Origin of the sequence: Natrinema sp. 1APR25-10V2 (assembly GCF_031626495.1) — an archaeon.
GTDB lineage: Archaea > Halobacteriota > Halobacteria > Halobacteriales > Natrialbaceae > Natrinema.
In genome coordinates this window covers 141,831-166,400 of record NZ_JAMQOJ010000005.1, presented here as the reverse complement: position 1 = coordinate 166,400, position 24,570 = coordinate 141,831, and the positions used below count along the sequence as shown (strand labels likewise).

The window sequence follows — 24,570 nt, the reverse complement described above, 5'->3', positions numbered from 1 at the left end:
GACCGGCTCGCTCAGCCACCGAACAGTTGCGGGCCGAACAGCATCAGGAGGAAGCTCACGAGCATCGTCACCCCGACCGTCGTCGTCACCACGCGGACCATGCCGCGCGTCGCGTCGATCGGGAGCCGGGAGACGACCGCCTCGGTGCTGGTCCGGAGAATGTGGCCACCGTCGAGGGGGAACGCCGGGATGCAGTTGAAGAAGCCGAGCTGGACGTTGATCCAGCCGGTCCAGAACAGCAGGTTCGCCAGCAGGAAGACCGTCCCGTCCCCGAACGCCCCGAGGGCGCCCTGGACTTCGTAGAAGCTCTGGATTCCGCCGGTGAAGCCGGCGAAGTTAAACGGCATCAGGCCGATGACGCCGAAGATCGGGAGGAAGAGCGCGATCCCGATCTGTCCGAGGAACGTGTCGGTGATGGGGCCGAACGGCGAGTCCCCGTTCCCACCCAGCAGCGCCAGATACTCCCCGGCCGGGTAGAGCTGCACGCCGATGTCGCTGACAGTGACGCCGGATGTTCCCGGGTTCGCCTGAATTCCGAGGAAACCGCTGCCGGTCCGCGGATTGTTGTCGAGCGTCACGGTGTACGTCCGCTGCTCCTCGCCGAAATAGCCCGTCACGGTGGCCTCCTGACCGGGCTCGGTCTCCTCGAGCAGCGAGCCGAGCTGTTCGTAGTTGTGGACCCGCTCGCCGTCGAACCGAGTGATGACGAAGGTCTCGTCGGTCGGACCGGTTTCGGCCGCGAGCGGTTCGCCATCGACGACCGAGACCGCGGCGCCGATCGGGACCGTTCGCTCGACGCGCTCCCCGCCGTCTGCGGGCTCGATCGTCAGCGTGACCCGGCCGTCGTCGCCGACGGCGTCGAAGAAGCCGCGTTCGGTCGCGATGGACTGGCCGTCGACCGCGAGGATCTTGTCACCGGTCGAGAGTCCCGTCGGCCCGTCGTCCATCGCCGCAGTCACGGACAACGCCCGGTCGACGGTCACCGTCTCCTCGCCGTTGAGTTCGACGGTCATCTGCTCGCCCTGACTGGCCTCGACTCGTTCCGCGAGTTCCTCGTTGCCCTCGACCGGGGTACCGTCGACCGCCGTGATACGGTCGTTGGGTTGGATACCGGCTTCGGCGGCGGGCGAGTCCGGTGCGACGCCGCCGACGGCGGCTCCGGGCGCGACACCGATCGCGCCGACGATAGGCCCGAACAGCAGGGCGAACGCGAGGATCGTCACCGCGAAGTTGTTCGTGACGCCGGCGGCGAACATCCGCGTCTGGCCGCCGCGGGAGGCTGCCTTGCTGCTCTCCTGATCGGGTTCGACGAACGCGCCGACGGGGAGGATCGCCAGCATCGCGATCCCCATCGAGTCGATCTCGATGTCCTCGACGCGACAGAGCAGTCCGTGGCCGCCCTCGTGGACGACGAGTCCGACGAGCAGCCCGAAGACGATGCCGGGCGTGGCCGACAGCGGCAGGAAGTCGTTGACGCCAGGGATGACGAGAATGTTCCGCGGTTGGCGCACGGCCGATGTCGCCGGCTGGGGCGACGAAAGAGCGCTCATCGACGCCTGGAGGAGAAACACGAACATGCCGACCATCACGACCAGGGCGATGCCGACGCCGAGGTTCGACCACGCTCGCCAGAACCGTTTCGGACGGGCGAGCCTGTCGAGCAACTCTCGGCCGCGTTTCGTGTGGAAGGTGAGGATCGGGCCCTGCGTGCCGATGTAGTCGGGTAGTCGACCCGCGTTCTGGAGTGCGACGACCGCCCCCCAGTAGAGCGCGAGTCCGAGCAACACCCAGGTGAGGAGTTCCGAGCCGTAAATCGCGGGGGGTGAGACGAGGGCGAAGGAACCGTAGTCCATTGATACTACCTCCGTGCGGCGTTCTCAAATGGCTTTTGTCTACGGGTCTACCCGCCGGATCGGCGTCACCGTTCTCGCCGGAGCCGACCGACGACGAACTCGCGGTCGACTTTCGCGAGGAACGGGCCGAGCTTCGGCCCCTGCTCTTCGTCGAAGAACAACCGGTAGCCGGCGCCGAAGAAGTCGCCGACGTCGACGTCGTGGCGCTTGGCCGTCTCGTAGATCTCTCCCTGAATCTCGTCGGGGTCGTGGCCCTCCTCGATGAAGTCTGCCAGCTCCGCGAGCGCGGCTTCGGTGTCCGAATCGAAGTCGTGGGCGGGGAGCTCGGTGCGCTTGAGTTCGTAATCGAACTCGTTTCCGGTGCGGCGCGCCCAGTTCCGGGCCTGTTCGACGCGCTCTAAGGCGCCCTCGACGGCCCATTCGGGCGCGTCGTCGGGAATGTGCCCCTCGCGGCGGGCGATCTCCTCGCGCAGGTCGGGGTCGTCGGTCATTCCCAGCACCGCGGCGAAGGTGTAGGGCAGTCGGATCCGTTCTTCTCGAGGCTCTTCGACTACGAAGGGGTAGACGCGCTCGGCGAACGCCTCCTCGTCCTCGCTTCCCTCGATCTCGCCGAAGTAGATCGCCTCGAGTCGGTCGAACTCGTCGACCAGCTGGTCGAGGCGCTCGATGCTGAAGTCCCGCGCTTTCGAGGGGTCCTTCGCGAAGAAGTAGCGCAGGACCTCCGGCTCGAGCAACTCGAGCACGTCGGAGACGAGGATGACGTTCCCCTCGGAGGAGGAGAAGGGTTCGTTCTCGAGCGTGAACCACTCGTAGACCATCGGCACCGGCGGTTCGATCTCGAGGACGTTGCGGGCGACGTCCTGGCCGCTGGGCCAGGACCCCTCGGCGTGGTCCTTCCCGAACGGCTCGAAGTCGACGCCTAGCAGCTGCCACTGGGCCGGCCACTCGAAGCGCCAGGGGAGTTTGCCCTCTCGCAGCGTCGCGGTTCCCTCGTGGCCACAGCCGTCGATGGTCTGATCGCCGGCGTCCATGTCGGTACACTCGTAGTCGACGGTCCCCGCGTCACCGGCGTCCAGGTCGACGCTCGTCACCGTCTCGGTGATCTTGCCACACTCCTCGCAGATCGGATTGAACGGGACGTAGTCCTCGTCGACCTTGTCCTGGTACTCCGAGAGGACCTCCCGCGCTCGGTCCCGGTGCTCGAGGACGAACCGCGTCACGTCCTCGAACTCGCCGGATTCGTACAGTTCCGTGTTCGAGACGAGATCGATCGGCACGTCGACGGCGTCGGCGCTGTCCCCGATGATGGTCGCGAAGTGGTCGCCGTAGGAGTCACAGCAGCCGAAGGGGTCGGGGATGTCGGTGTACGGCGCGCCGAGGTTCCGGCCGAGCGCGCCGGCGTCGACCTCGCCGAGGTCGACGAGATTCCCCTCGAGATCGCAGAGGGTTCGCGGCAGCTTCCGGAGCGGGTCGCGGTCGTCGGCGGTGAAGACCTGCCGGACCTCGTGGCCCCGGTCGCGCAGGACTTCGGCGACGAAGTAGCCGCGCATGATCTCGTTGACGTTGCCGAGGTGGGGGACGCCCGAGGGAGAGATGCCGCCCTTGACGACGATCGGCTCCGACGGGTTTCGTTCTTCGATTCGATCCGCCACGGTGTCGGCCCAGAAGGCGTGGCGCGCGTCCGCGCCGTCCTCGCGCTGCAGGGTGTAGGGGCTCTCGTCGCTCATCGCTCGTCGCTCGCCCAGTAGGTCGGTTCCGAGCCGACGCCGTCGGGGACGATGTCCGTCCCCTCGTGGTCGCCGTGGCGGACCGCCCGCGCGATCCGATCGGGGTCGGTGCCGTCGAGGACGATGGTGCGCATCCCCGAGCGCTCGATGATCTTCGCCGCCAGCAGGTCGACCGGGGCCGACGCGCCGGCGTTCATCTCGAGGCCGGCGATGGCGTCGACCAGCTCCGCCGCGGAGAGGTCGTCGTACTTGATCGCGTCGTCGTCCTCGTTGGGGTCGGCGCTGTAGACGCCGGGAACGCTCGTCGCGTAGACCAGCAGGTCGGCGTCGATGTACTCCGCGAGGGCGGCCCCGACGGCGTCGGTCGTTTGGGCCGGCGCGACCCCGCCCATGACGCAGATGTCGTCGCGGCGCAGCGCCTCGCTGGCCTCTTCGTAGTCCTTCGCGGGCGCAGTCACGGATCCTTCGCCGAGCGCGGCGATGAGCAGCCGGGCGTTCAGCCGCGTCACGTCGATCCCGAGCTGATCGAGTTCGATCTCGTTCGCTCCGAGGTCCCGTGCGGCCGAGATGTACTCGCGAGCGACGCCGCCGCCCCCGACGACGGCACCGATTCGACAGCCGTCCGCCGCGAGGTCTTCGATGACGGCAGCGTGTTCGGCGACCCGATCCCCGCCGGGCTCGGGTACGAGGACGCTCCCGCCGATAGAGACGACCACTTTCATACTACCCCGGTGTAGCGGAGTTGCTATCTTAAGGGTTGTCAACTGCCCGGACGACGTGGTGACACACCGCTCGAGCCGGGTCCGAGCGATCGGTCAATCGTTACCGTCCGGCTCACCGTCATCGAGCGGCAGAACGAGCGTCTCCCCGTCTCGATCGAACTCGGTCCCGAACGGCTCCGATAGCTCGCGCATCCGGTCGCGGGACCACGCGGCCGCCCCCGGCCTCGCCTCGTGGACGGCGTAATCGTCGATCTGCGTCGGATGGAGTCGGAGTTCGGTCGGCCGTCCGTCGGCCGTCACCGCGAGTACGAACAGGAAGCTCCGATCGTTCCGCAGGTCGTCATCGACAGCGTAGTCGTCGACGAAGTCGCCCGCGTCGTAGACGATCGGACTCCCGTCGTGAATCTCGATCCCCTGGAAGACGTGGGCGCTGTGGCCGTGGACGATGTCGACGCCGTGTTCGACGAGCCAGCGCCCGAACTCGCGGAACGACTCCGGCGGCTCCGTCACCATGTTCGGCCCCCAGTGCAGCGAGGCGACCAGCAGGTCGGGATCCGTCCCGCGGGCGCGCTCGAGGGCCGCCGCGACCCGCTGACGCGTCTCCGTCGTTTCGACGTCGAACTCGACCCGGGCCGTTCCGGGCGAATTTTCGTCGGCGGCGTACTCCGGCGTGTTGTCGGTGAGCGAGATCATCGCCACGTCGAGTTCGGTGTCTGAACCACCGATCGTGAACGCCGCTGGCTCGAGCGCCTCGTCGATCGTCTCGCCGGCGCCCGCGCGGGCGATCCCCGCTTCGTCGAGCGCTGCGAGGGTGTCCCGCAGCGCCGCCGCCTCGTAGTCGAGGACGTGGTTGTTCGCCAGCGCGCAGGCGTCGACGCCGGCGCGCTCGAGCGCGGGGACGGCCCAGTCGGGATCGGCTCGGAAGTGAAACGGTCTGTGCGTTCGCGTCCACTCCCGCCCGCGCGTCGAGAGCACGCACTCGAGGTTGCTCACCAGCCCGTCGAGTCCGCGCAGGCGCTCGAGCGTGTTCCCCCAGACCGCGTCGACGGAGCGATCATGCTGGCGGTCGTCGACGAGCCGGCCGAGCATTACGTCGCCCGTGAAGCCGATTCGAAGGGACATACTGGGCGTTCGTTCCGTAGGTGCAAAATTTCGAGCCACCGCTGCGGTGCCGATTTGTCGCCGTGTGATGGCCGGCCGGTTGCGGAGCCGCCGGGTGGGACTGAAAGGAGTGCGGTGGGGTGGGACTGAAAGGGGTGCGCTGAGCGGCCGCGGCCGCTCAGCGCAGGGCTTTCTCGCCGACAGCTACAAAGCCGGACCCGTCCATCGTTCGAACATGCACGTACTCGGTGTTCGCGATGGGGGTGCCGGCGGCGACGCGCTCGAGCGCGTCGTCGACCGGATCGTCGATCGACTCTCCGAGCGGGGGCGCGTCGGCGTGGTCAGATACGACGCGACGATCGCCGACGGCACGCACGCCAGCGAGGCGATCACGTTCGGCGGTGACGTCATCTACGATCTCGGCGTCGACGGCGACTGGGCCGCGTCCGGGACGGGAATGTCGGTCGGCGACGCGCTCGATAGTCTGTCGACCGACTGCGAGTACGCGGTGGTCGTCGGCGTGCGGACGCTCCGTCATCCGTCGATCGTCGTCGGCGCCGACGCAGACGAGCACGAGCCCGAGGGTCCGGTTCTCGCGACCGTCGACGGCCCCGCCGATCTCGAACTCGACGATCTCGTCGCGCGTCTCGAGTCCGCCGAACCCCACGAGAGCCTCGAATCGCTGGTCGCCCGCGTCAAGCGCTCGCCCAGCGCCGACCGCGCGGGTGCGATCGCGACGTTCACCGGCCGCGTCCGCGCGAAAGACAGTGAAGACGACGCGCGGACCGAATACCTCGAGTTCGAGAAGTACGAGGGCGTCGCCGACGAGCGGATGACTGCCCTCGAATCGGATCTCGAGGCACGGGACGGCGTCTTCGACGTAGAACTCTACCACCGGACGGGCGCCGTGGCGGACGGCGAGGACATCGTCTTCGTCGTCGTCCTCGCGGGCCACCGCGCAGAGGCGTTTCAGGCTGTCGAAGACGGAATCAACCGTCTGAAAGACGAAGTCCCGCTGTTCAAGAAGGAAGTGACGGTCGAGGATGAGTTCTGGGTCCACGACCGATCCTGACCGTTACGTTCGTTCATCGAGCGGGCTAAAACAGCGGAACGGTCAGGGAATACGAGAGTCTATCGATCGTGATTATTTTGTCGGCGATAATGAGTTAGCAGCTGTTTTAAAACGTCTCGAGAGATCTAAGACGATTATTAAGACTGTAATAATCGCCTGTAAAAGATCTCTTACCCCCCAGATCGCTGAACACAATCGAAACGCGGCTAACCATCCTCCCTTTATAACAAATTGCCGTCGGAAAGGGGAGATGTCGATGAGCACGACAGCCCAACCCTCCACGGAAAGCAAGGAACGCCGCCTGAAACGCTACCTGCGCGAACGCGCCGAAGACGGCGAGCTGTACTTCAAAGGCAAGTTCATCGCGGACGATGTCGGCATGTCCCCCAAAGAGATCGGCGCACTGATGGTCAAGCTCTCTGACTCGGTCAGCGACCTCGAGATCGAGAAATGGTCCTACACGAGCGCGACGACCTGGCGCGTCGCACCCGCCTGACTGTCGATCCGCCTCTCGACGGCCCGATCCGCCCGACGAACATCCCCGCAACACCCTCACGCATCCGTGCAGCACTCCCTCACGCACCTGTGCTGCACACCCGTACCACACTCCCTCACGCACCCGTGCCGGCGCGTCACCGACGCCACTCCGGCACGATCATCTCGGTCCCTCACCCCCGCTGACGCCGTCTTTCGGTCGTCGCTTCGCCGCACCCACACCTCGAGTTCGATCGGCAGCATCGCTGCGCACTGCGAGGCGATGCCGACGGTCCGCGCTCGAGAAAGACGGTCGGCCCTGCCGACGGCAGTCGATTTATACCGACAGATCCTGAACCACTGATGATGGAAGATGTCGATCGGTCCGGATTCGGCACCGCAAGACGCGGCGGCCGGTCCCTCGAGGACGGCCCCCCGATCGATCGGATCGAATCGGTGTTTGCCGTCTACGACGTCGAGCGAGAGGGCGAGCGGCTCGTGTACTACGGCGACCCGCTCGCGCATCCGGAGCGGGTCATGGACGAACTCTGGCCGGCGTTTCGCGAACGCGGCTACGACGCCGATCTCGAGCTGCGCCACGGCGAGTACGCCCTCGTCGCCGAGCCGACGGACGTCGGGATCGACGGTATCCCGTGGACGAACATCGTGTTGCTCCTCCTGACGGTCGGCTCGACGCTGTTCGCCGGCGCGATGTGGTACCAGATCGATCCGTTCGCCGATCCGACCACGATCTGGCACGCTTGGCCGTTCACGGCCGCGATTCTCGGCGTCCTCGGCGTTCACGAGATGGGCCACTACGTGATGAGCCGCTACCATCAGGTCGACGCCTCGCTGCCCTACTTCATCCCGGTCCCGACGCTCATCGGAACGATGGGGGCGGTCATCAAGATGAAGGGACGGATGCCCGACCGCAAGGCGCTGTTCGATATCGGCGTCGCCGGCCCGCTGGCCGGCTTCGTCGCGACGGTCGTCGTGACGGTGATCGGGCTTCACTTGCCGCCGGTGACCGTTCCCGAAGCGGTGTTGCAGGACCCCGACGCGATCACGATCCGATTGGGCTATCCCCCACTGCTCGAGTTGCTCGCGGCCGGCTTCGACCAGCCGCTGTACCGTAACGACCCCACGAGGGGCGTGAACCCGGTCGTCATCGGGGCGTGGGTCGGCATGTTCGTCACCTTCCTCAACCTGATTCCGGTCGGCCAGCTCGACGGCGGCCACATCCTCCGGGCGATGACCGGCGAACTGCAGGAGACGATCGCAGCGATCGTTCCGGGCGTTCTGTTCGCACTCGCTGGCTTCCTCTACTACGTACAGGACCACAGCCTGAACACGGTCTTCGTCTGGATCCTCTGGGGGCTGCTGACGACGCTGTTCGCGTCGATGGGACCGGCGACGCCGATTCGCGACGAGTCGCTGGGACGCGGCCGGTTCGTCCTCGGGGTCGTCACCTTCGGGATCGGCCTGCTCTGTTTCATGCCGGTGCCGGTCGAGATCGTCACCTGACGCGTTCGACCGCTCGTCTCGTCTTTCGGCTCGTCTTCGCCCTCAGCCGTGCGTGTAGCCGCGATCCGGGAGGGGTTCGCCGTCCATCGTGATCTCGCCGCTCGCCTCGAGCACCGAACCGACCACCGAGAGCGGCACGTCGATCTCGCCTCGAACGGTCGACACCGCGTCCTCGGGGAGCGTCGCGACGAGTTCGAAGTCCTCGCCGAAGGTCGTCGCGAGGTCGAGCGCGTCGTCCTCGCCGTCGGCGACATCGCGGACGGCGTCGTCGATCGGCAGTCGCCCGGAGTCGATCGCGAAGCCGCAGTCGCCGGCCTCGGCGAGCTGGTGGAGCGACCGGGCGAGCCCGTCGCTCGAGTCCATCATCGCGGTCGCGTGTGGGGCCAGCGCCTGTCCGGCCGCGATTCGGGGGTCGAACCGGAACAGGTCGTTCGCGCGTTCGCGGATCCGATCGTCGTCGGGGCGGTCACGAGCGCGCCCGAAGTACTCGAGCGCAGCGGCGCTCCGGCCGAGCGTGCCGGTCACGCAGACGAGGTCGCCGGCTAGAGCGCCGCTTCGGCGGACGGGGTCGTCGGTGCGTCCGATCGCGGTCGTCGACACGGTGAACTCGTCGTGGCCGTCCAGATCGCCGCCGACGTACTCGGTCCCGACGCGCTCGCAGACGTCGCTCGCGCCGCGGACGAAGGCGAGCAGTTCGTCGCGGTCGAACTCGGGGGCGGCGTAGGCGGCGACGGCGGCCGTGGCCTCGGCACCCATCGCCGCCACGTCCGACAGCGACGCGCCGACGGCGCGCCAGCCGGCCGTGTAGCGGGTCGTTCCCGCCGGAAAATCCGTCCGCTCGTGGAGCATGTCCGTCGTCACGACTAGCCCGTCGACGACGGCCGCGTCGTCGCCGGCCGCCTCGAGTTCGCCCGACAGGAGCCGCAGGGCGGCGCGTTCGTCCATACACCTCCGTTTCTACTCGAGGGCGAAAAACGGTCCGGGCCGCGCTCGCGGTGATACGATGCTCTTAAATGCCGGCGACGGGAACCACACGCCAATGGCTACGATGTACGACGTTCCGGCGGACGACCTCATCGAGGCGCTCGCCGACGATCTCGCGGATCGACTCGAGGAACCGGAGTGGGGCGCGTTCGCCAAGACCGGCGTCGACCGGGAACTGCCGCCCGAACAGGACGACTTCTGGGCGACTCGCGCGGCGAGCCTCCTGCGCAAGGTCGCCGATCGCGGCCCCATCGGCGTCGAACGCCTCTCGACCGAGTACGGCGGCGCGAAGGGCGGCTCGAACCGCTACCAGGTCGCACCCGACCACCGAACCGACGGCTCGAAGAACCTCATCCGGACGATCCTCCAGCAGCTCGAGGAGGAGGACCTCGTCGAAACCGCGGAGGGCGAAGGCCGCCGCATCACCGCCGAGGGCCGCAGCCTGCTCGACGACACGGCCGGCTCCGTCCTCGAAGACCTCGACCGCCCGGAACTCGAGCGCTACGCCTGATCACGAGATCGTTTTCGCGTCGGTTTCGCCACGGAGAGGCGTCGCTACGCGTCCGTGTCCGTAATCATTTTCCCGCCCGCGAGAGAATTAGAACGCAGAGATACCTATGAGCGGCTCACCAGACGACGAGCGACTCGAGGAGCTCCGACAGAAGAAGATGGAGCAGCTCCAGGACCGCGCCGAATCCCAGGGGGACGAGGCGAGCCAGGAGGCGGCCCAGCAGCAGGCCGAGGCACAGAAGAAGGCCGTGCTCCGCCAGCATCTGACCGACGACGCCCGCAAGCGGCTCAACACGGTCAAGATGAGCAAGCCCCAGTTCGGGGAGCAGGTCGAGCGACAGGTCGTCAGTCTCGCCCGGAGCGGCCGCATTCAGGGCAAGATCGACGACGAGAAGATGAAACAGCTCCTGAAGGAGCTCAAGCCCGACTCGCAGAGCTTCGACATCCAGCGGCGCTGATGGAGCTCGGACTGCTCTACAGCGGCGGCAAGGACTCGACGCTGGCCGCGCTCTTGCTCGAGGAGTTTTACGACGTAACGCTGCTGACGGCCCACTTCGGCGTCAGCGACGACTGGAAACACGCCCGGGAGACGGCCGAACGGGCCGGCTTCGACTTCGAGCGCCTCGAGTGCGACCCCGACGTCGCCCGGGAGGCCGTCGACCGGATCCGCGAGGACGGTTTCCCCCGGAACGGGATCCAGCTGGTCCACCAGCACGCGCTCGAGCAACTGGCGGCCCGCGAGTTCGACGCCGTCGCCGACGGCACCCGCCGGGACGACCGCGTCCCGACGGTCTCGCGGGCGCAGGCCCAGAGCCTCGAGGACCGCCACGATGTCGATTACATCGCGCCGCTGTCGGGCTTCGGTCGGTCGGCCGTCGATCGGCTCGTCGAGAACCGACTGGACGTGATCGTCGGCCCGAGCGAGGAGATCGATCGAGCCGACTACGAGGCGGAGCTTCGGGCGACCATCGCGGACGAAGAGGGACCGCGAGCCGTCGCCGAGTACTTCCCGGATCACGACCAGACGTACGTGACGAACGTCCGGTAGCTCGGTTGACTCGCCGTTTCAGCCGCCGCGCGTGAACTCGAACCGCGCGCCACCGTCTTCGCTCTCGGTGACCGCAACCTGCCAGCCGTGGGCATCCGCAATGGCCCGGACGATCGCCAGTCCCAGCCCAGAGCCGTCCTCAGAGCCCGAGTATCCCTGCTCTAAGACCTCGTCGCACTCGTCTTCGGGGATGCCGGGGCCGTCGTCCGCGACGAAGAACCCGCTGTCGCAGGGGCCGACGCGGATATGGACGTCCTCGCGGCCGTGCTCGATCGCATTTCGGTAGAGGTTCTCGAAGAGCTGTTTCGCTCGAGCGGGGTCGACCTGCAGGGTCCGGTCGCCGACCGTCTCGTAGGTCGCGTCGCCCGTTTCGACGACCGTCCACGCCTCGCTCGCGAGTTCCACCAGCGGCACCTCGTAGGGATCCTCGACCTGAGTGCCGCTGCGGGCGACCGACAGCGTCTCCTCGATGAGTTCGTCCATTCGGGTCAGCGCCGCGTCGACCTCCTGAAGGTGTTCCGCATCACCCGTCGTAAACGCCGCTCGAAGCCGCCCCTGAGCGACACTCAGCGGATTCCGCAGGTCGTGGCTGACGACGCTCGCGAACTGCTCGAGCCGTTCGCTCTGGCGCTCGGCTTCGCGGACCGCGGCCCGCTGTCGGATCTCGTAGATGCCAGCAATCGTCCCCGCGCCGACGCCGACTGTCCCACCCACGAGGAGCAGTACAGCGGCGCCAGCGCGCCGGTCCCCTCGAGATAGAGCACGAAGAGGTGGAGCGCGGTCACGAGGACAGCCGCGAGGAAACCGCCGAGCCCGTAGCCGAAGACGGTGAGCCGATCCCGCGCGGAGACGTCCCGGGCGACCAGCCAGCGGTCGGCGAAGACGACCGCGGTCGCGGCCGCCAGCGGAAAGACGCTCTCGAGCAACGTCCGGGTCGACAGGTGCTCGAGCGCGAGTCGCGTCCCGATGACCGCGGCGAGAAAGAGTCCGAGAACCGACAGCGGCGAGACCGGCAGCTGCTCGCCGATCTCCGCGACCCAGTCGTCGTCGGCCACGCGTTGCACGGTCGCTACTCTCGCAGCAGGTCGCTATCAACCTACGGGACTATCTCGAACCCGCGACGATCGAACTAACGGTAATCAGCGTTGAACCAAACGTTCGACGGGGCCAGCGACGAGAGCGACGGGCCGCCGTCGCCGAACGGAAGGATAGAAGTTCGGCGTGGCCGAACCCGTTTCCATGTACGACCGGATCAAGGGCTTTCGTGACTTCTACCCCGGCGAGATGGCCGCCAGGCGGGCGACTATCGACGTCCTGGAGGGGACCGCCCGCGAGTACGGCTTCCGCGAGATCGGGACGCCGGCGCTGGAGCGCGCCGAGATGTGGACCGACAAGAGCGGCGACGACATCGTCGACGAACTCTACTCGTTCGAGGACCAGGGCGGTCGCCACGTGACGCTGACGCCCGAACTGACGCCGACTGTCGCCCGGATGGTCGTCGCGAAACAGCAGGAACTCTCGAAGCCGATCAAGTGGTTCTCCACGCGCCCGTTCTGGCGCTACGAGCAGGTCCAGCAGGGCCGCCAGCGTGAGTTCTACCAGACCAACGTCGACATCTTCGGCTCCACAGAGCCCGAGGCCGACGCCGAGATCCTCGCGTGGGCCGCCGACGCGCTGACCGGACTGGGGCTGACCGGCGACCACTTCGAGTTCCGGATCTCCCACCGCGACATCCTCGGGGGCGTCCTCGAGAGCTACGACGCTGCCGTCGACACCGAGGCGGCGATCCGCGCGGTCGACAAGTCCGACAAGATCTCGCGGGCGGAGTACCACGATCTGCTGGTCGGAGCCGGCCTCTCGGCCGATCAGGCCGCCGAGTTCGACGACCTCATCGCGGGCGGCGATCTCGAGGAGGTCAAATCGTTCGCGGACACCGAGCGCGTCGACGCGGCCGTCGAGAACCTGCAGAACGTGCTCGCGGCCGCCGAGGACTTCGGCGCTCGCGAGTACTGCACGATCTCGCTCGAGACGGCCCGCGGGCTGGACTACTACACGGGCGTCGTCTTCGAGTGCTTCGACTCGGCCGGCGAGGTCTCGCGGTCGATCTTCGGCGGCGGCCGCTACGACGACCTCATCGAGAGCTTCGGCGGCCAGCCCACACCCGCGGTCGGCGTCGCGCCGGGACACGCGACGCTGCCACTGCTGTTGCAGCGCGCGGGCGTCTGGCCCGAGGAGGAAGTGACTACGGACTACTACGTCCTGCAGATCGGGGATACGCGGACGGAGGCGGCACGAATCTCCCGGGACCTGCGCGAGCGCGGTCACGTCGTCGAAACCGACGTCGCCGGCCGCTCCTTCGGCGCACAGCTCGACTACGCCGATTCGATCAACGCCGAGACGGTCGTCATCGCCGGCGAACAGGACTTGGCGAACGACGAAGTGACGATCAAGGATATGGAATCGGGCGACCAGACGCAGGTTCCCGTCGACGAGTTCCCGGGCGACCTCGAGCGACCGACGCTCGAGGACTTCGCGTGAACTGACACTCCCGTTCGCAGTCGTCCGCTCCTCTATATTTACTAACACGTCCGACGACGTATCGACCATGCGTCGCTCGACTCGATACGCACTCGCACTCGTCGTCGCGACCGCGGTGACCGCGGTCGCCCGGACGGCGACTTCCTCCGCGATTCTCCTGATCGGGATCTGGCAGGTGTACGCCGTCGGAGTCGCGGTCGTTCTCCGATCGGACGTTCGTCAGTTCGTCCACACGTCGGGGAGCGTTCCGGCCGCCGTCTTCACCGGCGTGACTGTCTTTGGCGTCCTCTCGATCGCACAGGGGCTCTCGACGGAGTTTCACTTTGGTGCGGCCATCCTCGCATTCGGACTGGCCTACTTCGGGTTCGTCTGCGGGACCTGGCTGCGCCTCGACCTCGAGGAGCCGGTTTCCGACCCGCGAACGACCTGACCGTCGCGGTCCTGCTCGTGTCGGGCCCCGGTTATTCGCGCTTTGGACTCGCTCCGGCTTCCGAGCCGGGTCCGTCGCTCGAGGCGTCCGCCGTTCCGTCGTCGCCGTGTTTCTCGAGGCGCTCGTCGGCGTCACGTCGTTCGACCGGCGAGTGGCCGGTCTCGACGAAGTGGTCGATCATCGCCCGGCTGAGTTCGTCCGGCTCGTCCCCGTCGGCTCGGTACTGCCAGTCGCATTCACCACAGTACGCGCTCGGCACGCGTGGACCGTCGAACGGGGGGCTCATGAACGGTGGGGTTCACACCACGCTGCCTTATGACCGGCGGCGGTGGGAGCCGCCAGTACGCAGGTCACACCATTAACTACGGCGTCGATGTACGACGCCCGATGGCAGACGCTGATGCCGACGCCGACAGCCGTCCGAACGTCCTGCTCGTTTTGACCGACCAGGAGCGATACGACGCCAGCGCCCCCGACGGACCGCCGGTCGAAACGCCGGCGATCGATCGGCTCTCGAGCGAGGGCGTCCGCTTCGAGCGCGCGTTCACGCCGATCAGCATCTGCTCGAGCGCCCGTGCGTCGCTGCTGACCGGCCGGTTCCCCCACGGACACGGGATGCTGAACAACTGCCACGAGCCGGACGCGATCCGGGCGAACCTGCCCGACGACCTGCCCACGTTCTCGGCGGAACTCGATGCCGCCGGCTACGACCTGACCTACACCGGGAAGTGGCACGCGGGCCGCGACCAGACCCCCGCTGACTTCGGATTCTCGTATCTGGGCGGCAGCGACACACACCACGACGACATCGACGAAGCGTTCCGCGAACATCGCGAGAAGCGCGACGCGCCGATCGGCGAGGTCGAGCTCACGGAGGAGATCTACACCGGCGAGGACCCCCGAAACGCCGACGAAGGGACGTTCGTCGCCGCGAAGACGCCGGTCGACGTCGAGGAGACGCGGGCGTACTTCCTCGCCGAGCGGACCATCGACGCGATCGAAGCCCACGCGGACGGCGACCGGAGCGACCCCTTCTTCCACCGGGCGGACTTCTACGGCCCCCACCATCCCTGGGTGGTCCCGGAACCGTACGCCTCGCTGTACGATCCCGACGAGATCGAGCCACCCGCGAGCTACGCCGAGACCTACGACGGGAAACCGCGGGTCCACGAGAACTACCTCTCCTACCGCGGCGTCGAAGACTTCGACTGGGATCTCTGGGCCGAAGCCATCGCGAAGTACTGGGGCTTCATCACGATGATCGACCACCAGCTCGAGCGGGTCCTCGACGCGCTCGAGGAACGCGGCCTGGCCGAGGAGACGGTCGTCGTCCACGCCTCGGACCACGGCGACTTCGCCGGGAGCCACCGGCAGTTCAATAAGGGGCCGCTGATGTACGACGACACCTACCGCATTCCGCTGCAGGTCCGCTGGCCGGGCGTGACCGATTCGGGTGCGACCAGCGACGTCCCCGTCCACCTGCACGATCTGGCGGCGACGTTCCTCGAGATGGCCGACGTTCCAGTCCCCGAGAGCTTCGACTCGCGGAGTCTGGTCCCGCTCCTCGAGAACGGCGGCGACCCGCCCGCGGATCTCGAGTGGCGGGACTCGACGTTCGCCCAGTACCACGGCGACGAGTTCGGCCTCTACAGCCAGCGAATGGTCCGCACTGACCGGTACAAGTACGTCTACAACGGGCCCGACATCGACGAGCTGTACGACCTCGAGGCTGATCCGGCGGAACTGCGGAACCTGATCGACCATCCCGAGTACGCCGACGTGCGACGCGAGATGCGCTCTCGACTGGCCGACTGGATGGACGAGACGGAGGACCCGAACCGGATCTGGGTGACGGACGTGCTGGAAGCGGCGTCGTGACGGTACCCGACAAACGATCTGCGGTGGCGCGCGCTGTGCCGTGACGAGCGAATCGCGAGGCACGGCGCAACTCTGCGCGAGGGATGAGCGAGAGAGCGGAGCGATCGAGCGAATCGGTTGGGGTGGCCGTGGAAATCCCCCGTGTCCACGTGAGCAGGACACTCAGTTCCGCCAATCGTCCGGTCAAACCCGCCTCGAACGCTATTCCGATCCTATACGCCACCACGGAAGGAAGCGTACGTTTACGGTCTCGAAGCGGATACGTCCGTACATGAACGCCACCGCCGACGAACGGGAGGGTGAGCGATGACGAGCCGACGGGACGACGACCCCGAGGACCCGGCCGAACTCCGCGAGCAGGCCGCGAGAGACGAAGAGATCGCCGACGCCCTCGAGGACCTCCTCGAGGAACTGCGCGAGGCGGAGATCAAGAACTCGCGCCTCGAGGGGCTGTTCGACGAGGTCAGCTCGAGCAATCCGAACATCTGGAACATCGTGAGCGCGTTCATCGACGTCGAAGACGGCGAGGCCGTCGTCACGGACGAGTCGAAGCTGGCCCAGGGCAGCTGGGCCCCCGAGATCGTCGAGGGCTGTGACACGATGATCACCCTCGAGATAGAGTACGGGATGATGCCCGACGAGTTCAAGTACACTGCGGGGAAGAAGCTGAGCCAGCGGATCGAAGAGTTCCGGCAGCAGGCGGCCGAGGCGCGAGCGCAGGCGGACGACCTCGAGGGCGCCGACGCCGAGTGAGACCGACCGCAGGGGACTCGCTTCGGTCTCCGTTCGAACGACGAACGATAGCGGGACACTACTATCTCCCTGTCGCGACTGTCACTCGCAACCAGCGAAAGAATGACATTCGACTAGGGCTAACCCTCGAGTGACGGTTCCCGGGAATCGTCGACGTACCGGGCCGACGGGGGCTGGCCCGGCGCGTCTTTTTCGCGTACCGTCAGGTTTCGGCTGACAGTCCGTCGCCGTCGATCGCTGAGTGAGGGTTCCGCTGCTTGCTTCGAACACCGGCACTCACTCGGCGACGAGTTCTTCTCGCTCGAACCGCCCGCCGGGCGCGTCGCCCTCGCCGGCGTCCGTCCGCCACCGCCACGAGCCCACCGCGAGCGGCTCCAGCGAGACGATCACGTACGAGCGATCGGGCCACGTCGCCAGCGCGGCGTCGGTCTCGCTCGGCCGCGCTGGCCCGCGGGGATGGGAGTGATAGAAGCCGACGATCTCCTCGCCGCGGTCCTCGAGGCGCTCGAAGACCGCTAGCTGCTGTTCGGGATCGATCTCGTAGCGCGTCCGCGGCGCGTCGGCGACGTTTTCCGCGGGGTACTGCGACCGCACGCGGCTCCGTCCGTCGGGATCGTACTCGCCGCCGAGGATCCCGCAGACCTCCTCGGGACGACCGTCCCGAGCGCGCTCGAGGATCGCCTCGCGGACGGCGGTCGGGATGACGATCACGTTCGTGAGTCGGCCCCGGCCTGCGACGTGGGATCGGCGTCGGAACCGGCGCTCTCGGGCCCGACCCCCTCGAGTTCGTCGAACGGGACCGCGATCTCCTCGAAGGACGCGGTCGCGTCCGCGAGCGTCTCCTCGGGGTCGAACAGCTCCGGCCGGACGATCGGCGCGAGCGCCTCGAGCGTGTCCACCAGCCGCGGGCCGGGCCGGTTGAGGTAGTGGTCGCCGTCCAGCGCCCAGACGCGACCCTCCCGAACTGCCGTCAGGTCCGCCCAGCCGTCGTGTTCGGTGAGATCGGCTCGGTTTCGCGCGATCTGCTCGAGGCCGAACCCGCAGGGGGCGACGACGACGATCTCGGGGTCGTACGCCAGAATTTCCTCCCACTCGCGCGGCCGCGAGCGCTCGCCGGGATCGGCCAGCCCGTATTCGCCGCCGGCCCAGTCGACGAGGTCGGCCGTCCAGTGGCCCGCGATCATGGCGGGGTCGGTCCAGTCGAAGATCGCCACGCGCGGGCGGTCCTCGTCCCCGATGTCGGCGGTCCGGCTCCGGACGGCGTCGATACGTGACTCGAGGTCGGCTCGAACCGCCCGGGCGCGTTCCTCGCGGCCCGCTATCCGACCGATACGCTCGAGGTCATCGAGCACGTCGCCGACGCTGTGCGGATCGGTCGGGACGATCTCGGGGTCGGACGAGATCCGGTCGACGGCGTCGGCCACGACGGCCTCGTCGACCGCGCAGACGTCGCACATCCCCTGGGTAACGATCGCGTCCGGCTCGAGGCCCTCGAGCGTCTCGACGTCGATCTCGTAGACGCCGTTCTCTGTCTCGGCGGTTTCCTGCACCTGACGGTCGATCTCGGCGCTCGAGGCCGATTCGGCGGCATCGATCCGTGACCGGGTGATGGCGGGAGCCGAGGCGGCGCTCGGCGGATAGTCGCACTCGTGGGAGACGCCGACCGGCTGGAGACCCAGCGCGGCGACGGTCTCGGTCGCCGAGGGGAGCGTCGTGACGATTCGCATGGGTGCTCGTAGGAACCGGTCGAGCAAAAAGGACCGCTCTGTCGGACTGGTCCGCGACCGAACCGTCGGTTCGGTCGCCGGCTCACAGAAATACATTTACTCCGGCAGTTTCTGCAGCCCGTATGGTCTCTCCCCTCCAACTGTTCGGCGTGAATCCGCTGGGTGGGTTGGTGCTCTCGATCGTCGTCCCGCTGCTCGTCGTCGCCGGCGGCACGTACCTCGGGGTCCTGATGGCACTGCAGACGTTCTTCGACGCCTCGTCGTGGCGAGAAGCGACCTCGAGCGACGCTTCCGACGAGTAGCGATTTCCGCTACTGCTCCTCGAGCGCGTCCTCGAGTTCCCGAACCCCCTCTTTCTCCGTTCGATCGGGGTTCGCCAGCACCCGAACCGGCTGGTCGCCGACGGGGACGAAACCCAGATCGAGTCGGTCGGCGGTCTCGCGCAGGCCGAGGCCGGCGTCGGCGTCGTCCGCAATGACCTTCCGCGCGGGGCTCTCGTGGGCGCGCAGCCCGAGATCGAAGCCGTCGATCGCGTCGACGACGTCGTGTCGGTCGACGCTCCGCTCCTCGGCGAGATCCGCGACCGCCGCGCCGAGACTCGAGCGCAGCCCCGAGTCGGTCGTCCGGTTGACGAACCGCAGGTCGCGATCGACCAGATCGGCGAGCCCCTCGATCTCGTCGGGGTTGCCGGGCCGGACGACCAGCCCCCACTCGCGCTCCCAGCCGCCGAGTTCTGTCGCGTCGATCTCGTACTCGAGCGGTCCCGCAGCGACGGCCACGTCCGGAACGCCCTCGCGGAGCCGCCGCAGGCCGGGCCGGCTGCCGACCGAGAGATAGCGCGGGTTCTCGAGGCCGTCGAGGAGCCGCGAGAACGTCGGGTCGTCCTCGCCGACGCCGAACAGCGTGGGGGGTCGAACGTCCGGCGAGAACAGGGTGGCCGTGACGGGCTCGCCTTCCTCGAGGTAGTCGGTTTCGGGACCGACTTCCACGACGCCGTCGGCGTCGGCGAGGCTGGTCGTCGCGCCGCTGCCCTTGTCGACGGGGTAGACGAGCGTCTCGCCGTCGCCGTTCGTCACCAGACCGACGGGCATGAGCCGGTGGCGACCCTCCTCGTAGCGCTCCTGTCGGGCCAGTCGTCCGGTGACGGTCGCGGACGCGGGCTCGGAGAGGCCGGCCGCCTCGCGGATCGCCGGTGCGACGAAGGTCCGGAAGACCATCATCGCGGAGACGGGGTAGCCCGGCAGTCCGACGTACGCGGAGCTATCGAGCCGGCCGATCAGCATCGGCTTCCCCGGCTTGACGCTCACGCCGTGGAGCAGCAACTCCCCTTGTTCCTCGATGACACGGTAGATGACGTCGACCGCGCTCGCGCTGGTCGACCCCGAGGAGAGCACGAGGTCGCACTCGTCGGCCGCGGTCCGGAGGATCTCCTCCATCTCGTCTTGCTCGTCGCCGGCGTGGGGGTACAGTACGGCTTCGCCGCCCGCGTCTTCGACCCCCGCGGCGATCGTGTAGCTGTTCACGTCGTAGATCTCCCCGCGCTCGCTGTGGAGGTCTTCGCCCGGCCGCACGAGTTCGTCGCCCGTCGAGACGATGCCGACGCGGGGTTTGGCTCGGACCGGCACCTCGTCGATCCCCAGCGCCGACAGCAGGCCGATGTCGCGGGGCGTGATCGTCGTTCCCGGGCCGAGCGCGCGCTCGCCGGCGGCCACGTCCGCGCCGGCGAACATGACGTTGTCTCCGGGCGCGACCGACGTGCGGACCAGCACCTCGTCGCCCGCCGAATCCGCGCTCGCGGCGTCGCCGTCGTCTCGCGGCGGTGCCGCTCGACTGTTCGCGGAACTTCGTTCCGCGCTACTCGCTCGTTCCGTCGAGCGTGGTTCGACGCGATCCGTCCGCTCCACCGGAACCATCGCGTCCGCGCCGTCGGGCATCACCGCGCCGGTCGATATCTCGACGGCCTGCCCGTCCTCGAGCGCCACGTCCGGTTCCTCGCCGGCGTGGACTTCGCCGATCAGCTCGAGCCGGGCGGGATCGGCCTCGTCAGCGCCGAACGTGTCCCGTGCTCGCAGCGCGTAGCCGTCCAGCGTCGCCCGGTCGAACCCCGGCACGTCGAGTTCGGCGTCGAGTCGCGCCACGAGCACTCGTCCGCGCGCCTCCTCGAGCGAGACGCGCTCGATGCCGCCCTCGAGGGCCAGCGAGTCGATCGCCTCGCGGGCCTCCGCGGGGGAGGCGAGGTCGCGAAACTCCTTGCGGTTCATAGCGGCCCTTCGCGCGCCGCGGGTAAAAACGTCGGTCGCCCGGACGCCGCCGCGGTTGCCCACTTTCCTGTCATATGTTCTCGTACGACAACGACTAAGAACCAGCCCGCAGTGTACCGAGCCATGTCACGGATCTCCGAGACCGATCGGGAGCGAATCGCCGACCTCTTCGACCGCCACCTCGAGGCGGGACTCCACCACGGGGCGCAACTAGCGGTCTACGTCGACGGCGAGCCCGTCATCGACCTCGCCGGCGGCGTCGAAGCGCCGGACGGTCCCGACGAGACCCGCGAGACGCGTCACGTCCTCTTCTCGAGCACGAAACCCTACGCCGGCGTCACCCTGCACTCGCTCGTCGAGGAGGGGGAACTCGACTACGACGATCGGGTGGTCGACCACTGGCCCGGGTTCGCCGACGAGGGGACCGAGAAGGCCGAGATCACGGTGCGACAGGTGCTCAGCCACACGTCGGGGCTGAACCGCGGCGAGATCGACGATCGGCCCGACCTCTGGGGCGACTGGGACGCCGTCGTCGAGAAACTCGAGGAGATGGAACCGAACTTCACGCCGGGGGAGACGCCCGCCTACCACGCGCTCACGTTCGGCTGGCTCGTCGGGGAACTCGTCCGGCGGGTGTCAGGCACGCCGATCGAGGAGGCCGCGCGAGAGCGCGTGTTCGACCCGCTCGGCATGGACGACACCGGCATCGGCCTCCGGGAGGACGAGGACGACGACGTGGCGACGCTCGTCGGGTTCGAGGAGTTCGACCGCTGTCGCGATCCCGGCGAGGGTCTGGGCGACCACACGCAGGTCGCGGCCCCGTTCAACTCCGAGGAGGTCCACCGCGCCGTGATCCCCGCCGCAAACGGCATCGGCACCGCGGGCGACATGGCTCGCTTTTACGCCTGCCTCGCCAACGGCGGCGAACTCGAGGGGACGCGCATTCTCGAGCCCGAGACCGTCGAACGGATGGCGGAGGTCCAGGCCGAGACGGAGGCCGACGGCACGATCGGCCGCGAAGGGCGGTTCGCGCTCGGCTTCTGGAAGGGCGGCACGACGGTCGCGCCCTACGGGTCGCTCTCGCCCGAACACGTCTTCGGCCACGCCGGGCTAGGCAGCAGCGTCGGCTGGGCGGATCCCGAGGAAAACGTCGCCTTCTCCTACGTCACGAACGGGGTCCGCGACGGCTCTTACGAGCACGTCGCACGCGTGAACGCGCTGGCGGATGCGGTCCGGCAGGCGCTTCGAAATCAGTAGACGGCTCGAGCCTCGCCGACTTGTACCGGCCGAACAGTGATACGTCGTCTCTCCCTACTCCGCCTATGGCAGAGGTCGGTGTCGTGAACGTCGGATTCGATCTCGGGTCGACTGCGCTGCGGTTCATCCGACTCTACGGCCCGTTCGCGCTCCTGCTCTTCGTCTTCCTCGAGACATCGATGCTCTTTCCGTTCTTCCCGAGCGAGGTCGTCGTTCCGGCCGCGGCCGCGTTGCTGATCAGCGATCCCCTCTCCTTTGCCGTCTTCGTCGGGGCGGCGACCGTTGGCGGGACTGTCGGCGCCTATGTCCCGTACTATGCCTTTCGCGGCCCCGGCTCGCGCGGACTCGGCAGGCTGCGCGACCGGATCAACGTCTCCGAGGATACGATCGACCGCGGTCGGCGGTGGTTCCGCCGCTGGGGCGCGTCCTCGGTCTTCTGGGGCCGGTTCCTGCCGGCGCTTCGCTCGGTCGTTTCCATCCCGGCGGCGCTGGCCGGCATGACGCGCCTTCGGTTCGGCGTCTACACGGCCGCCGGAACGGTCCTGTTCTACGCGGCGGTCGGCGCAGTCGTCTACTACGGCCGGCAGCAATCGCTCTTTGCGGCCGTCTGGTCTACCGCTGCCGATCGGCCGGCCACGACTGCAGTGGTCGCATTCGCCGCGGTCGCGGTCGGCCTGTGGATCGTTCTGCACTCTCGGCAGGGTAGAGAAAGCCACTAGGACTCAGGCGTTCGGTTCCCAATTCTTTACGCTGACCGTCTCGCCCGCCGGAATCCCCTCGCGGTCGTCGTCGACGACGACCCAGCCGTCCGCCAGCGCGACGCTCGAGAGGACGCCCGACCCGCTCGCTCGCGTCGGGACCGCCGTATAGTTCGGCTCGTCGCGATCCGGGTCCTCGTCGTCGCGTTCCTCGAGTTTTACCCGTGCGAACGTCCGCGTGCCGGGTTCGCTGGGGATCTTGCGCTCGAGGACCGCCCGCGTCGTCGGGTGGGGGTCGGGCGTCGTCCCCTCGAGCCAGCGCAGGGTCGGCCGGAGGAACTGGACGGCGTTGACGATACAGGCGACCGGGTAGCCGGGCAGCGCGAGCACAGGGGTGTCCTGAACGATGCCGAGGCAGACGGGGTGGCCGGGTTTGAGCCCGACGCCGTGGACCAGCACCTCGCCTAAATCGTCGATCACCTCCGGGATGAGGTCGCGCTCGCCGACGCTCGAGCCGCCGGTCGTGACGATCACGTCCTTCGTCAGGTCTCGCTGGATCGCGACGCGCAGCGACTCGGGGTCGTCGGTGACCACGTCGCGGTAGGTGGCTCGAGCGCCCCAGCGCTGGGCCAGCCGCGAAACGGTGAGGCCGTTGGTCTCGATCACCTCGCCGGGGCCGGGATCGCCAGCGACGAGTTCCTCGCCCGTCGGCACGACGCCGACGGTGGGCTGCTCGGCGACCGCGACGCGGCCGTAGCCCGCCGACCGAAGCAGGCCGAGGTCCGACGGCCGGAGCCGGTGACCCGCGTCGTAGAGGTGCTGGCCGTCCTCGACGTCCTCGCCTACGGGCGCGACATTCTCCCCCTCCGCGACCGCGTCCGCGACCTCGAGTTCGCCGACCGCCTCGAGTTCGGTGACCTGCTCGATCATGACGACGGCGTCGGCTCCCTCGGGGAGGGCGCTACCGGTGTGGACTCGAGCGGCGGTGTCGGGGCCGACGCTTGCGTCCCCGCCGGTCCCCTCGGCGAGCCGCAGCACCTCGGGCGACCGGTCGCTGGCCCCGAAGGTGTCCGCGGCCCGGACGGCGTAGCCGTCCATCGCCGCCCGCCGGTAGTGGGGCACGTCGCGGGCCGATTCGACGGGCGCGGCCAGAACGCGGCCGTCGGCCCGGTCGACGTCGACGGTTTCGGTCCCGCAGGGGACGTCAGAGTCCGCGTCGGCGTCCCCGCTCCCTTCGACTGCGTCCCGCAGTATCCGGCGCGCCTCGTCGACCGGCGTCCGGACTTTGAACCCGGCCTCCGTGCGCTCGCGGTCGGCTCCTTCCATATCCTGACTCGGGTCGCGGGACGGCAAAAGCGTGGGGGACCCGTGGCTCGAGCGGTCGGCTCGTTGGACAACCGGTCTGTAACAGAGACAGCCGTCCTCCTCCGGGACCGGTCAACCGCCGTGCAGTGGCGCGCGCTGGTGGTTGGCCGAACGCCAGCGGGGACGGCTACAGATACCGTGCGGGGTCTTCGCGAGCCTGCGGGCGAGCGGCTCGAAAGATACGACGCGCCTTCCGGTCGACGAGCAAACGAACGTGAGCGTAGCGCGAATTTGACTATTTCGCGGACCATCCGAGCGGGTGGAAGCACCTGTGGGGAGAACTCGGCCGGAGAGGGTGCGGCGAAGTCCTGCCGAAACGGTAACAGACGCTTCTTTTCTTCATCACTGCCGAGCGTACCGCTCTCAATATCGTCTTGAACGCGTCACCCCTCCGCATACCACAGGGCCGAGACGCCGATCGCCGTTGCGACCAAAAACGAGACTACGAGGACGAACACCCCCGTCCGTTCGCTGAAGTAGATAAGCGTGAGGACGGTTCCGAGGAGGGCCGAGACGAGAGCGATGAGGACGTCGAGCCGGCGACGAACACCACGATCCATGCGACGCAATTCTGTCACATCATCATAAATGTAAATGGAACGGCCTCTCGAGGGGCAAACAGTGCAGTAGACGGCCTCGAGGACCGAA

At 67.9% G+C, this 24,570-nt stretch carries 26 protein-coding genes; 13 read left to right on the top strand and 13 right to left on the bottom strand.

All coding sequences use genetic code 11. From position 1 onward, the window contains the following. Window positions 1-11 precede the first annotated feature (11 nt). From NDO75_RS16635 to NDO75_RS16620, 4 genes are all read right to left on the bottom strand, one after another. Window positions 12-1,853, bottom strand: coding sequence for a site-2 protease family protein (locus NDO75_RS16635; protein ID WP_310907733.1), 1,842 nt, complete (start codon window positions 1,851-1,853; stop codon window positions 12-14). 65 nt (window positions 1,854-1,918) lie between these two features. Continuing rightward, window positions 1,919-3,580, bottom strand: a complete 1,662-nt coding sequence (gene lysS / locus NDO75_RS16630) for a lysine--tRNA ligase (RefSeq protein ID WP_310907732.1) — start codon at window positions 3,578-3,580, stop codon at window positions 1,919-1,921. Next, window positions 3,577-4,302: a UMP kinase gene (pyrH, locus tag NDO75_RS16625; protein WP_310907731.1), complete on the bottom strand. Its 726-nt coding sequence runs from the start codon at window positions 4,300-4,302 to the stop codon at window positions 3,577-3,579. The genes lysS and pyrH overlap by 4 nt, the downstream gene beginning before the upstream one ends. 93 nt (window positions 4,303-4,395) lie before the next feature. After that, the gene (locus NDO75_RS16620; RefSeq protein ID WP_310907730.1) at window positions 4,396-5,424 is read right to left on the bottom strand and encodes a CapA family protein; all 1,029 of its coding nucleotides are present in this window, start codon (window positions 5,422-5,424) and stop codon (window positions 4,396-4,398) included. Window positions 5,425-5,638: 214 nt separating this feature from the next. Between NDO75_RS16620 and NDO75_RS16615 the strand changes: the two genes are divergently transcribed. From NDO75_RS16615 to NDO75_RS16605, 3 genes are all read left to right on the top strand, one after another. Further along, complete coding sequence (locus NDO75_RS16615) at window positions 5,639-6,475, top strand: molybdopterin synthase (protein ID WP_310907729.1); 837 nt, start codon at window positions 5,639-5,641, stop codon at window positions 6,473-6,475. Window positions 6,476-6,725: 250 nt separating this feature from the next. Next, window positions 6,726-6,971 (top strand): hypothetical protein, encoded by a 246-nt coding sequence (locus tag NDO75_RS16610; RefSeq protein ID WP_090619353.1) that lies wholly within the window; start codon window positions 6,726-6,728, stop codon window positions 6,969-6,971. A 344-nt stretch (window positions 6,972-7,315) separates the two neighbouring features. Continuing rightward, a complete protein-coding gene (locus NDO75_RS16605; protein ID WP_310907728.1) occupies window positions 7,316-8,473 on the top strand; it encodes a site-2 protease family protein in 1,158 nt (385 codons plus the stop codon). 42 nt (window positions 8,474-8,515) lie between these two features. Here the strand turns inward: NDO75_RS16605 and thiL are convergent, their stop codons facing one another. Further along, entirely contained in the window at window positions 8,516-9,418 is a 903-nt protein-coding gene (gene thiL, locus NDO75_RS16600) for a thiamine-phosphate kinase (protein WP_310907727.1), read from the bottom strand. Window positions 9,419-9,512: 94 nt separating this feature from the next. Between thiL and NDO75_RS16595 the strand changes: the two genes are divergently transcribed. The 3 genes from NDO75_RS16595 (at window position 9,513) to NDO75_RS16585 (ending at window position 11,015) form a co-directional block, all read left to right on the top strand. After that, window positions 9,513-9,968: a 30S ribosomal protein S19e gene (locus NDO75_RS16595; RefSeq protein ID WP_310907726.1), complete on the top strand. Its 456-nt coding sequence runs from the start codon at window positions 9,513-9,515 to the stop codon at window positions 9,966-9,968. A 106-nt stretch (window positions 9,969-10,074) separates the two neighbouring features. Beyond that, a complete protein-coding gene (locus NDO75_RS16590) occupies window positions 10,075-10,425 on the top strand; it encodes a DNA-binding protein (RefSeq protein WP_310907725.1) in 351 nt (116 codons plus the stop codon). Further along, the gene (locus NDO75_RS16585) at window positions 10,425-11,015 is read left to right on the top strand and encodes an asparagine synthase-related protein (RefSeq protein ID WP_310907724.1); all 591 of its coding nucleotides are present in this window, start codon (window positions 10,425-10,427) and stop codon (window positions 11,013-11,015) included. The genes NDO75_RS16590 and NDO75_RS16585 overlap by 1 nt, the downstream gene beginning before the upstream one ends. Before the next feature lie 18 nt (window positions 11,016-11,033). On the opposite strand, the gene NDO75_RS16580 is transcribed toward NDO75_RS16585, so the two are convergent. Next, complete coding sequence (locus NDO75_RS16580) at window positions 11,034-11,585, bottom strand: HAMP domain-containing sensor histidine kinase (protein ID WP_310908076.1); 552 nt, start codon at window positions 11,583-11,585, stop codon at window positions 11,034-11,036. Then, a complete protein-coding gene (locus NDO75_RS16575) occupies window positions 11,582-12,079 on the bottom strand; it encodes an integral membrane sensor signal transduction histidine kinase (protein WP_310907723.1) in 498 nt (165 codons plus the stop codon). Before NDO75_RS16575 ends, NDO75_RS16580 begins: the two co-directional genes overlap by 4 nt. 175 nt (window positions 12,080-12,254) lie before the next feature. Here NDO75_RS16575 and hisS point away from each other — a divergent pair, with 175 nt between their 5' ends. Both hisS and NDO75_RS16565 read left to right on the top strand, forming a co-directional pair. After that, the gene (hisS, locus tag NDO75_RS16570) at window positions 12,255-13,553 is read left to right on the top strand and encodes a histidine--tRNA ligase (RefSeq protein WP_310907722.1); all 1,299 of its coding nucleotides are present in this window, start codon (window positions 12,255-12,257) and stop codon (window positions 13,551-13,553) included. A gap of 67 nt (window positions 13,554-13,620) precedes the next feature. Continuing rightward, window positions 13,621-13,983 (top strand): hypothetical protein, encoded by a 363-nt coding sequence (locus tag NDO75_RS16565; protein WP_310907721.1) that lies wholly within the window; start codon window positions 13,621-13,623, stop codon window positions 13,981-13,983. A gap of 31 nt (window positions 13,984-14,014) precedes the next feature. On the opposite strand, the gene NDO75_RS16560 is transcribed toward NDO75_RS16565, so the two are convergent. Further along, window positions 14,015-14,269, bottom strand: coding sequence for a hypothetical protein (locus NDO75_RS16560; RefSeq protein WP_310907720.1), 255 nt, complete (start codon window positions 14,267-14,269; stop codon window positions 14,015-14,017). Window positions 14,270-14,370: 101 nt separating this feature from the next. Between NDO75_RS16560 and NDO75_RS16555 the strand changes: the two genes are divergently transcribed. Continuing rightward, complete coding sequence (locus tag NDO75_RS16555) at window positions 14,371-15,861, top strand: sulfatase-like hydrolase/transferase (RefSeq protein WP_310907719.1); 1,491 nt, start codon at window positions 14,371-14,373, stop codon at window positions 15,859-15,861. A gap of 306 nt (window positions 15,862-16,167) precedes the next feature. Next, window positions 16,168-16,614 (top strand): hypothetical protein, encoded by a 447-nt coding sequence (locus NDO75_RS16550; protein ID WP_310907718.1) that lies wholly within the window; start codon window positions 16,168-16,170, stop codon window positions 16,612-16,614. Window positions 16,615-16,890: 276 nt separating this feature from the next. Here the strand turns inward: NDO75_RS16550 and NDO75_RS16545 are convergent, their stop codons facing one another. Together NDO75_RS16545 and NDO75_RS16540 are read right to left on the bottom strand one after the other, a co-directional pair. Further along, the gene (locus tag NDO75_RS16545) at window positions 16,891-17,325 is read right to left on the bottom strand and encodes a desampylase (protein WP_310907717.1); all 435 of its coding nucleotides are present in this window, start codon (window positions 17,323-17,325) and stop codon (window positions 16,891-16,893) included. Further along, the gene (locus tag NDO75_RS16540; protein ID WP_310907716.1) at window positions 17,322-18,341 is read right to left on the bottom strand and encodes an ABC transporter substrate-binding protein; all 1,020 of its coding nucleotides are present in this window, start codon (window positions 18,339-18,341) and stop codon (window positions 17,322-17,324) included. Before NDO75_RS16540 ends, NDO75_RS16545 begins: the two co-directional genes overlap by 4 nt. Window positions 18,342-18,463: 122 nt before the next feature. Here NDO75_RS16540 and NDO75_RS16535 point away from each other — a divergent pair, with 122 nt between their 5' ends. Continuing rightward, window positions 18,464-18,643, top strand: a complete 180-nt coding sequence (locus NDO75_RS16535; protein WP_310907715.1) for a hypothetical protein — start codon at window positions 18,464-18,466, stop codon at window positions 18,641-18,643. A gap of 9 nt (window positions 18,644-18,652) precedes the next feature. Here NDO75_RS16535 and NDO75_RS16530 read toward each other — a convergent pair whose 3' ends face one another. Then, window positions 18,653-20,602 carry a molybdopterin biosynthesis protein gene (locus NDO75_RS16530; RefSeq protein WP_310907714.1) on the bottom strand — a complete coding sequence of 650 codons (1,950 nt, stop codon included), beginning with the start codon at window positions 20,600-20,602 and terminating at the stop codon, window positions 18,653-18,655. A 123-nt stretch (window positions 20,603-20,725) separates the two neighbouring features. Here NDO75_RS16530 and NDO75_RS16525 point away from each other — a divergent pair, with 123 nt between their 5' ends. Both NDO75_RS16525 and NDO75_RS16520 read left to right on the top strand, forming a co-directional pair. Then, window positions 20,726-21,859, top strand: a complete 1,134-nt coding sequence (locus NDO75_RS16525; protein WP_310907713.1) for a serine hydrolase domain-containing protein — start codon at window positions 20,726-20,728, stop codon at window positions 21,857-21,859. Window positions 21,860-21,924: 65 nt separating this feature from the next. Further along, complete coding sequence (locus tag NDO75_RS16520; RefSeq protein WP_310907712.1) at window positions 21,925-22,578, top strand: VTT domain-containing protein; 654 nt, start codon at window positions 21,925-21,927, stop codon at window positions 22,576-22,578. A 3-nt stretch (window positions 22,579-22,581) separates the two neighbouring features. Here the strand turns inward: NDO75_RS16520 and glp are convergent, their stop codons facing one another. Both glp and NDO75_RS16510 read right to left on the bottom strand, forming a co-directional pair. After that, window positions 22,582-23,883, bottom strand: a complete 1,302-nt coding sequence (gene glp / locus NDO75_RS16515; RefSeq protein WP_310907711.1) for a gephyrin-like molybdotransferase Glp — start codon at window positions 23,881-23,883, stop codon at window positions 22,582-22,584. Between the two features lie 422 nt (window positions 23,884-24,305). Beyond that, a complete protein-coding gene (locus NDO75_RS16510; RefSeq protein ID WP_310907710.1) occupies window positions 24,306-24,482 on the bottom strand; it encodes a hypothetical protein in 177 nt (58 codons plus the stop codon). Window positions 24,483-24,570: the final 88 nt, after the last annotated feature.